10 protein-coding genes and 1 tRNA gene are annotated in these 8782 nt (G+C 65.0%); 6 read left to right on the top strand and 5 right to left on the bottom strand.

The window, feature by feature from the left end:
- Window positions 1-89: 89 nt before the first annotated feature.
- Both ACWDKQ_RS33845 and ACWDKQ_RS33840 read right to left on the bottom strand, forming a co-directional pair.
- Window positions 90-437 (bottom strand): hypothetical protein, encoded by a 348-nt coding sequence (locus tag ACWDKQ_RS33845; RefSeq protein WP_450142838.1) that lies wholly within the window; start codon window positions 435-437, stop codon window positions 90-92.
- Between the two features lie 87 nt (window positions 438-524).
- Window positions 525-851, bottom strand: coding sequence for a hypothetical protein (locus tag ACWDKQ_RS33840; RefSeq protein WP_450142837.1), 327 nt, complete (start codon window positions 849-851; stop codon window positions 525-527).
- A gap of 921 nt (window positions 852-1772) precedes the next feature.
- Here ACWDKQ_RS33840 and ACWDKQ_RS33835 point away from each other — a divergent pair.
- The gene (locus ACWDKQ_RS33835; protein ID WP_450142836.1) at window positions 1773-2324 is read left to right on the top strand and encodes a hypothetical protein; all 552 of its coding nucleotides are present in this window, start codon (window positions 1773-1775) and stop codon (window positions 2322-2324) included.
- A 54-nt stretch (window positions 2325-2378) separates the two neighbouring features.
- Here ACWDKQ_RS33835 and ACWDKQ_RS33830 read toward each other — a convergent pair whose 3' ends face one another.
- The 3 genes from ACWDKQ_RS33830 to ACWDKQ_RS33820 all read right to left on the bottom strand — a co-directional run bounded on the left by ACWDKQ_RS33830 (window position 2379) and on the right by ACWDKQ_RS33820 (window position 4260).
- The gene (locus ACWDKQ_RS33830) at window positions 2379-2738 is read right to left on the bottom strand and encodes a DUF5701 family protein (protein WP_450142839.1); all 360 of its coding nucleotides are present in this window, start codon (window positions 2736-2738) and stop codon (window positions 2379-2381) included.
- Between the two features lie 126 nt (window positions 2739-2864).
- Window positions 2865-3773: a virginiamycin B lyase family protein gene (locus ACWDKQ_RS33825; RefSeq protein ID WP_450142835.1), complete on the bottom strand. Its 909-nt coding sequence runs from the start codon at window positions 3771-3773 to the stop codon at window positions 2865-2867.
- 250 nt (window positions 3774-4023) lie between these two features.
- Window positions 4024-4260, bottom strand: coding sequence for a hypothetical protein (locus tag ACWDKQ_RS33820; protein WP_450142834.1), 237 nt, complete (start codon window positions 4258-4260; stop codon window positions 4024-4026).
- Between the two features lie 561 nt (window positions 4261-4821).
- On the opposite strand from ACWDKQ_RS33820, the gene ACWDKQ_RS33815 reads away from it, so the two are divergent.
- From ACWDKQ_RS33815 to ACWDKQ_RS33795, 5 genes are all read left to right on the top strand, one after another.
- Window positions 4822-5010 carry a hypothetical protein gene (locus ACWDKQ_RS33815; protein ID WP_450142833.1) on the top strand — a complete coding sequence of 63 codons (189 nt, stop codon included), beginning with the start codon at window positions 4822-4824 and terminating at the stop codon, window positions 5008-5010.
- Window positions 5011-5906: 896 nt separating this feature from the next.
- On the top strand, window positions 5907-6113 hold the full coding sequence (locus tag ACWDKQ_RS33810) for a hypothetical protein (protein ID WP_450142832.1): 207 nt from the start codon (window positions 5907-5909) through the stop codon (window positions 6111-6113).
- Between the two features lie 207 nt (window positions 6114-6320).
- Window positions 6321-6398, top strand: a tRNA-Ile gene (locus ACWDKQ_RS33805).
- A gap of 358 nt (window positions 6399-6756) precedes the next feature.
- The gene (locus ACWDKQ_RS33800) at window positions 6757-7854 is read left to right on the top strand and encodes a hypothetical protein (protein ID WP_450142831.1); all 1098 of its coding nucleotides are present in this window, start codon (window positions 6757-6759) and stop codon (window positions 7852-7854) included.
- Between the two features lie 18 nt (window positions 7855-7872).
- Complete coding sequence (locus ACWDKQ_RS33795) at window positions 7873-8175, top strand: hypothetical protein (protein WP_450142830.1); 303 nt, start codon at window positions 7873-7875, stop codon at window positions 8173-8175.
- The last annotated feature ends 607 nt before the right edge of the window (window positions 8176-8782 follow it).

Below are 8782 nucleotides of genomic sequence, written 5' to 3'. Positions count from 1 at the left end.
GCCTGCTGGCGCGACAAAACCTGCTACAACCCTGCCACCCACCAAACCACAAACAAGATCAACAAAGACCAAGGGTTGACTTAGGAAACTCATCGTCGATCCCTTGGATCGGCTCTGGCCAACGGTGCCGCGCGGAAACCTGAGTCGTCTCCCATGTGGATGAACAGGTGCCCTTCGAGCGTGTCCTCGGCGGCCAGGGTGGCCCAGCCGCGCCCGCTGACCTGATCGCCTTCGTCGTGACCTTCCCAGCTGAACTCGACGCAGGGCCGACCGTCGCGCTCGGTCGAGCGGCAGTCCATCCAGCCGTGGACTGCGATGAACCCGAATTGCCCGGTCCCGTCCTCGGCGAACTCGATAAAACCCGGTCCTTCGAGGTCGACGTCGTCTTGGTCCCACTCATCCATTTCCACGATCCGCCATCGGCCCGCCAAGCTCATCGCTGGTCCTCCAGTGTGTTCGCCGTAGCGGTCAGAGTAGTCAATCGTGCGAGTCGTTGGTTGTGTCGGTGTTGAATGGCGATGTGGTCAGCGCGGAAGTGGAGCGGGTTCGTCGGTTGATCGACGGACTGCGGCGCAATTGCCGAACGCATTCACAGAATGGGCGACGCCACTCGCGGGGACTGCGGCCTGTCCGGCCGCAGAGTCGAGTACCGAATCGCTGTGGTCGGGCACCAGGGGTGCGTGCCGACGCCGCAGTTCTGCTGTTATCTGGGCGATGTTGTTGTCCTCGACGAAGTAAGCGTCGTTCTTGTCGACCGTGGTGACCAGCACTCCGCCCGCTTTCAGGGCTCTGGCCACCTCGTCCAACTCCGGCGTGGGATCGGGGAGCAAGTGCGGCAGCCAGACGATCACGGCGGCTTCCACGCTGCCGCTTGCGACGGTAGTCGCGTGGCGTCGCCACGTACGCACGGCCCGGCATGCGCTGCGTGGCCAATGCAGTATTTCCGGGCGAGCGGTCGACACCGAGCACGGCGCGTTCTGGCCGCAGCAGCTTGCTGGTCACGATTCCGGTACCGCATGCGATGTCCAAGATCGTGCCGGGGCCTTGCGGCAGCAGCCGTTCAAGGGCATCCGCAGCCGCCTTGGCTCTCGGTTCGCCACCTCGGGAAGTGTCGTAGCTCAGTGCCTCAGCGTCGTAGTCGATCACGTGATCGTCCCGGTGCAGTCTGTTCGTCGTCGGCGCGGAGCAAATCGATCATTTCACTTGGTCGGCAATGACATCGACGACCGTTTCCCCACTGTGCTCGACGTCAACCCAATGCACCTCGGCCATGGAGGCAGGGGCGGCGGATCGAACGCGTTCCAAGGCGCGGATTAAGCGGCGGTCCTCGCTGAGGAAAAGATCGCAATCGACCAGGTAGCTTCGTCACCCCGCGAGATAGGTGGGTAGAAGCGACGAATCCGCCGTGATGGCCAATAGATCGAGGGGAGCACCGCTGAGGCTGTTCTCTCGCGCCGAAAGGCTGTTCCGCTTGAGCACCTCGAATTCGAGCTCTTCGCATGCAGCGCCAGTTTGCTGTCTTCTTCGCCGACGTAGGACCCGAGATTCGTGTCCAAGATCAGGCGCCTCATGCGGGGGGTGATCCCATCGCTTCGGCACGTGCGTAAGCGTTCGGCGGATCTCGTGCAGCGTCGCGTCTTGCAGCACCCCGGCCTGCGCGCGTACGCAGGCGGGCGTAGTTGGGGATGCGTTCGTGGGCAGATGAGCGGATGTGCGCGTTGGTTGAGCATTGAAGGGCGTTTTGACCAAGCGCTTTTAAGGGAGGCCAGGAGATGTCCAGGACGATCCGCAGGCTCAGCGGCCGCAGCCGCAAGACCCTGCTGGCCGCGCACATTCTCTCCAGCGCCGCTTGGTTCGGGATCGACCTCGCGCTCGGGATCCTCGTGGTCACCGCGATGTTGACCGCCGTGCCGCAGACCGCGGGGATTGCCTTGCAGTCGGTCGAGATCTTCGCGATCTGGCCGATGTTCGGCGCCAGCCTCGTGTGCCTGGCCACCGGCGCATTGCTCGGGTTGGGCAGCAAGTACGGATTGGTCCGGTACTGGTGGGTCGTGGTGAAGCTCGGCGTGAACGTGCTCATGTCGACGCTGATCGTCTTCGCTTTGCGGCCCGGCGTTGGTGCGTCGGCGGACGTTGGTGCTCGGCTGCTGGCTGGCGACCGCACCGCCGTGGTGCCCAGCGATCTGCTTTACCCGGTGGTGGTAGCCCCCACCCTGATGCTGGTCGCCTACCTGCTGTCGGTTTTCAAGCCGTGGGGCCGGATTCGTCGGCAGGTGCGGCAGCGGCAGCCGATCAACGTGTCCGAGGAGCTGCCCGTCGCCTGAACCATCCACATCGGACCGGAGCGTCGGAAGCCCAGGCGGCTTCCGACGCTCGGTTTACCCGGCCGCGCGGCGGGTGGCTGCGGAGGCCATCCCGAGCCAGGTGTGCGGGTTGCCTTCCCGGCACCAGCCGAGTTTTGGCGCATTCTGGCTGATCCAGATCGCCGCGACGCGGCGGTCGCCGCAGCGTGAGCCGCCGACCGAGAAGCACTTGTTCTTCACCAGGACCTGCGGGAAGTGGGTGATCAGCGCGGCCCCTTCCTCGATGGTGAGCAGGGTTCGCGTTCGCGCGGCGACCGCGTCCATTGCGTGCTTGGGCACCGCGCCGCAGAACTCCTCGCCCCGCTCGACGTCGAACAGCAGATATGCGTTCGGGTCCGGCAGCCCGATCTGCTCGATGGCGACGAACCGTTTCAGCCATTGCCGGGTAGCCGAGGTCGATCAGGTTCTGGACTTGCCGGTCGAACTCGACACCCGCGTCGATGGTCGTCTGATCCGTCATGAAGTCCTTTCGCGGCTGCTTTCGCAGTGGCGCTTGCTCGTTCAGCGGTCGTTCTCGGGCGTGGGAAGGGTGATCCGGGCGAGGGCGCCGAACTCCAGCGCCGCCCACAGTGCACCGTCCGGGCCGAGGGCGATGCCGTGCGGTTCCGAGCCGGGCGTGGGCAGGTCGTGGACCTCGATGGCGCCTTCGGCGGTGATCGAGCCGACACGGTTGGCGCCCCACTCGGTGAACCACATTGCGCCGTCCGGGCCGGTGGCGATGGCGTGCGGTCTAGCGGCGCGGTCGGGCAGGGGGAATTCTTCGATCTTTCCGTCGGTGCTGATCCGACCGATCTGGCCAGCGCCGATCTCGACGAACCAGATCGCCCCGTCCGGACTCGCCGCGATCCCCACCGGCCCGGCGGCCTCGGTCGGCAGCGGGTGCACGGTGACCTCGCCGTCCCGGTCGATCCGCCCGATCGCGTTGGCCATGTTCATGGTGAACCACATCCCGTCGTCGGCCCCGGCGACGATCGCGGACGGGAACGCGCTGGCGAGCGGCAGCGGGAACTCCCGCACCTGACCGTTCGGGGTGATCCGGCCGATCTGGTTGGCGGCAGTCTCGGTGAACCACAGCGCGCCGTCCGGCCCGGCGGCGAGGCCGTACGGACCCGATTCCGGTGTGGGGAGTTCGAACTCGTCGATCTCTCCGTCGGTGGTGATGCGTCCGACCCGGTGCGCCTGGTACTCGGTGAACCAGAGCGCACCGTCCGGGCCGTTGACGATGATCGTTGGTCCGCTCTCCGCAGCGACGTGGTGGCTGGTGGGTTCGTCCCCCGGCACCAGTCGACCGATCCGGCCGCTGCGGACCATGGTGAACCACAACGCGTCATCCGGTCCGGTGGTGATCGCGTACGGGCCGCTCTCGCCGTCGGCGACGGCGTACTGCTCGATTGAGACGGTCGATGTCATGCGATCTCCTCGTGGTGCCGCGCGATGCGTTCGATACCGGCAGGGGGCTGGTCATGATCGTGCGAGCGTGCTCGGTGACGTTACGGGTGCCGTGGATCTCAGCGCGACCCAAATTTGGGGTGATCGCCCGCATCCACCGGCCGCTGCTCGAGAAAACGCGCGAGGGCAGTGCGACGAGATCGGGATGGCCATCACCGGACTGCGCCGACGTTGCCTTTGGCGCCCTCCAGCCGGCTGCGAAGCCGCTGTGTCAGGACACGAGGAAGGGGCGGGTCGCGCCGGTGAAAGCGGTGATCGAGCCGTTCCAGCCGTTCTTCCAGTCGCCGTGGTGGACGATCCGGTAAAGGTCGATCGGGTGTTGGGCGGGATGTCCCAGGTGATCGTTGCCGCCGGGCGGGTTCGGCAGTGGCGCTTGCGCCTCTGAGAGGGCAAACGGCCAGCGAAACCGCCGCTGCTGCGGCCAGCACCTGTCGCCTGGCACGATCATGGGCTGTTCTCCTCACGTGAACATAAACGAAGTTCACGTTCTTGGCCGGATAGGCTACGTGACTCAACTCACCCTGCCAAGAGGTGATCGTGCGAGGCCGTGCTACAGGGTTGGCCGCGATGAGGAGATGGGTGTGGAAGCCCGCTTCGATCAGATGCGCTCGGTCGGCGTTTGTCGCGACCAGGACCAGTTCGCCCGTCACCAACGCGCTGCCGGGGCGGCGGAGCTGAGTGACATAACTGGAGGGGGGCGGGGACGACGCGGACCAGGGCGTTCCGCTCGACGTCCAGTGCGCGCGCTGCGGGGATCAGGCCTGTGGGGATTCTCTGGGCAGCTCTGAGGGGCCGGGTGCCTCGTCGGTTTCGGCGGGCGTTTGGCCTGCTGCGGGCTGGTCGTCCCAGCGGTGGGCTTGGGTGCAGCAGGGTGCGGATGGTGGCAGCGGGTGGTCGCGGTGGGCGAGTTGCCGCCACTGGGCGAGTTCTCGGCCGTAGCGCCCCGCCTGATTTCTGCCTTCGGTCGTGGATGCGACGGAAAGGTGCCCAGGCGGCCGTCGCGGTGGCTGTGGACGATCACGAGTTCGCCGCTGGTGATCCGGCCCGCGAAGGCGTCGATGCCGATCCGGACAGGTTTGCCGATCTGCATCATTCCTGCGCCGTACGAGCGAAATTGATGAACCGGACCTGCCGCGCAACCGCTCAGGACTGTTCGGAACAACGTTCGGAAGCCGATTGCGGTAATCCCGAATGGTGACGGTCGGTTATTCGCATCCCCCCGGATTCGGCCAGAAGGTGAGGATCTGCGTCGCGGTCGCGCTGACGTCCTGGGGGCGTGTCGATCGCGATCGCGCTCGGTGGTTCGAACCGGGCGATTGCCGCGAGCTGCTCCACGGACCGGTGAGCTGCGCTCGTGCCCTGGAGTCGGTCGGAGTCGATCAATGCGTGGGCGGGTCGAGCTTGGCGAACTGCCGGGCGTGCTCGTAGGCGGTTGTGGACTTCCCGGCGCCTCACGGCCCGCAGAGCACCAACGCCTAGTCGTCCGGCACAGGTTGATCTTCCTTGCGCTCACGGCGGAAGTTGAGCGAGTTGTCACGATCGAGCCGCCTCGAAAAAAGTGTCCACAATGGAGTTTGAAGTGCGGGTTTACCCGCTCGACAGGTTGCTGGAATATGCCCGATGCGCATCCCATGTGCCGATCGTCGAGGTGGGACAGGGCGTCACGACTTGTTCGCTCCGAGTCACCGTGACGGTCGAATGTGGGTTGTGCGCGTCTCGACGCCCGGTGGCGGTGGTAGCGCATCCGTTGGGTAAGATCGGTGGTGGGTATTTCGGTGGATAGCTGTCGGTAGAGACACCGTGGTCGCGGCCGTGTCACCTGGCTGAGTGGCCTGGTGTCGGGGTGGATAACGATCCCGGATCGTTGCGCGATCACATCCTTGCTCGGCTCGCGGTCGACGGTGTCGGCACGGATGATTTGTGCAAGCCACGCGACCTGCGGGCTGAAATGGCTTGGCTGTGCTGTTCGATCGCTCGATTGTTTACCGAAACGAACTCGTGACGCGTTGCGCGCAACGGAAACCCGCTGCGCTTCGTCTCTTGATGCAGTGGTGTTTCGTCCAAGGGGACTGACAGAGGACGGGGGAAGTCAGGATGTCCGCACCAGGGATCGGCAAGGATTCACACATCTCGCTGCCCGACTTCGGCTCGGTGGCCAAGCTGCCGAAGCCGATCAAGGCGATCGTTTACTTGATCATGCTGTCGGTGATCACGGTGGCGGCGGTCGGCGCGCTGCTGGCGACCATCGTGGTCATCGGCCAGCTAAGCGGAGCCTTCAACGTCTTCAGCTTCATCGGCTGAGTCGACGACGGTCCGGGGCCGGCGCACGGGTGCGCCGGCCCCGTTCTCTTCGCGCGGACGGGACCTGGGTAGTCTGCTTGGCGTAACGCTGTGCGCTGCTGGTTCCCCCATTCCGACCAGTCGCCTAGCGGGCCGGTTGGCCGTCCGACCCGCCAGTCCCGGCCCCCCGTGACCTCGCTACGATCGCCAGTGTTGCGAAAGCCGCCGGGGGCAGTAGCTCAGCAGGTCAGAGCAGCGGACTCATAATCCGTCAGGTCGTGGGTTCAAGTCCCACCTGCCCCACCATTTTGCCAGGTCAGAGGCCATGCCGATCTTCGTCGAAGGTCGGTATGATGATCGTATCCACCGGAAACCTACCGGAAATGGAGTCGATCACGGCTCGGCCTCCACTCGCCATCGGCACCCACGGCAACATCACCACCCAGGAAATCGATGGGCAGTGGAAGGCGTACGCGTGCTTCCGCGACACCGATGGAGTCACGCGCCAGGTCGAGCGGTGGGGACCGACAGAGAGCAAAGCGAAGAAGGCGCTCCGCGACGCGTTCCGGGAACGATCTGGTAAGTCCGGTGCTCAGCTCAAGAACACATCGAAGGTCGCCGACCTCGCCAAGGTATGGATCGGACAGATCGAGAAGAAGGTGCCGTGGGTGTCCGGTCGGGTACGACCTACGACACCTACTCGGTGTACCTCCGCAACGTTGTCGTCCCAGAGATCCGCAACCTGCGGCTCGACGAATGCACCGTCGGCCGGCTCGAAGACCTCATGGACACGTTGCAGGCCGAGGACATGTCCGCCGACGCGCGCCGGTCTGTCCGGACGGTGCTCTCCGGGATCTTCGGGCTAGCGGTCAGGCGCGACCTGATTTCAGCGAACCCGGTCAGGCAGATGTCGCCGATCGAAGGCGGCGCACGGCGGAAGGCGCGCGCCATGACCGCCGATGAAATGCACGACTTCCTCGCCAAGCTCGACGCCGACAAGATCGCAACGCGCTACGACCTCCCAGACTTCGTCCGCTTCATGCTCGGCCAGGCGTGCGTATCGGCGAAGCGCTGGCCATTCGCTGGTGTGATCTCGACATGGCTAAGCGCGAGATCGACATCAACGGGAACATCGTGCCGATCAAAGGCAAGGGACTTGTGCGGAAACGGCGGCAAGTCTTTCAGCGCACAGCGCACAGCGCACAGCGCGTCATCGCGATGCCTAGGCTCTAGCTACCTGCACACCCTGCTGACCGTGCGTCGGCCGCCTGGCGCTCGTGATGATGAGCCAGTGTTCCCGGCTGGGACGCTCACGTCGGATGGCAAGCTGACGTGGAAGTGGCCGGGCAACACGGGCAAGTCGATTCGCCGACTCCGGCAGCGCATTGAGTACCAGTGGGTGACGTCCCATGTCTTCCGGAAGACCGTGGCGACACTGCAGGTCCCAGCCGCCGGGGTTTGGGTGTACTGCTCCTACTGCGGGGTGCAGTTGGGCGAGATCGATCCACACTGGGTTTGGCGGCCGGATCTGCCGATCGTCGCCGAGGTCGTCGACCGGCTCGGCGAATTCCCCGCGACGGGGCTGCGGTCGCTACGGGACCGGTGGGGCACCGCCGACTGGTGGGGCCGTCTCGCCGAGCAAGCGCCCGACGTGGTGCACGGCTGGGACATCGTCGATATGCGGGAGTGGGCGGCACGGCTGCCGGCGCTTGCCGACGGCGACCGGTTGGCGCACACCGATCTGCAGGGCGACCAGTTCTGAATCTGCCCGGACGGCGCAGTGCATGTGATCGACTGGGGTTTTCCCGGAGCTGCAGCCCCGTGGGTCGACTGCGCGTATCTGGTGCTGCGGCTGGTCGAAGCGGGTCACGAGCCCGGCGCGGCGGAAGCGTGGGCCGACGGCAACCTGTCCGCGTTCGTCAACGTCACCGGCGAGCACCTGACGGCGTTCGCCGCGTACCTGGCGGGCATGTGGTCGCATTGGGCCGTCACGAAGAACGGGCCTGGGATGCAGCACCGGGCACGGCTCGCGCAGGACTACGCAGCATGGCGCCTACAACAGGCGGTCGCCGCAACCCGCTGAGGACGCCCGGAAACGACGCACGCGCCCCACGCCGAACCCGATCAGGGCTCGGACGTGGGGCGCCTGCGTTGATCTTTCCGGGCGGGGGCGTCGTGACACAGCCGGATCGCCTCTGCCGGCACCCAAGCGGTTTGCGGCACACTTGTCATAGCTTGAATAGCGCACAACGATGATTGCCTCTCCGTCTACAAGGTGACCGTTGTGCACTGTGAGTCGGCCACCATTGAGGCGGTTGAGGATGAGGGTATCCTGGTATTCGTGTGTCATGTCCGCTCTTTCTGCGTTTCGCTCGCGCAATTGATCGCGAGTCGGAACTGCTGGCTAGGCAGGGCAGCTCAGTCAGAAGCACGAGGGTACACGGCGTGGTGGTTTCACCCGTATGTTGTCATTGTTTGTAAACGCCGATATCCGGCCGCTCGTCATTTAGGTGCTCTTGCGAAGTGCCCCATTGATCTCGCGTCGCCACACAATGTTTTGAGTATCTCGAAAGCTGACCACAATTGGTGTCGACCTTGAGCCTTATTCACGAGCATTACCAGCCGAGTCGATAGAATTCGAGCGCCGTGATGATGCGGACAATTCCGGGGAGTTCGGCGAGGCGCCCTCG

It is taken from the genome of Saccharopolyspora sp. NPDC000995 (assembly GCF_053599315.1).
The sequence above is the reverse complement of the archived record's forward strand: the minus strand, read 5'-3'. Positions and strand labels throughout refer to the sequence as shown.

What these genes read in the sequence shown, in the direction of transcription:
- ACWDKQ_RS33820 (WP_450142834.1), bottom strand. Translation starts at nt 4,260, where the DNA reads ATGATCGTGCCAGGCGACAGGTGCTGGCCGCAGCAGCGGCGGTTTCGC.
- ACWDKQ_RS33845 (WP_450142838.1), bottom strand. Translation starts at nt 437, where the DNA reads ATGAGCTTGGCGGGCCGATGGCGGATCGTGGAAATGGATGAGTGGGAC.
- ACWDKQ_RS33810 (WP_450142832.1), top strand. Translation starts at nt 5,907, where the DNA reads ATGTCCGCACCAGGGATCGGCAAGGATTCACACATCTCGCTGCCCGAC.
- ACWDKQ_RS33825 (WP_450142835.1), bottom strand. Translation starts at nt 3,773, where the DNA reads ATGACATCGACCGTCTCAATCGAGCAGTACGCCGTCGCCGACGGCGAG.
- ACWDKQ_RS33835 (WP_450142836.1), top strand. Translation starts at nt 1,773, where the DNA reads ATGTCCAGGACGATCCGCAGGCTCAGCGGCCGCAGCCGCAAGACCCTG.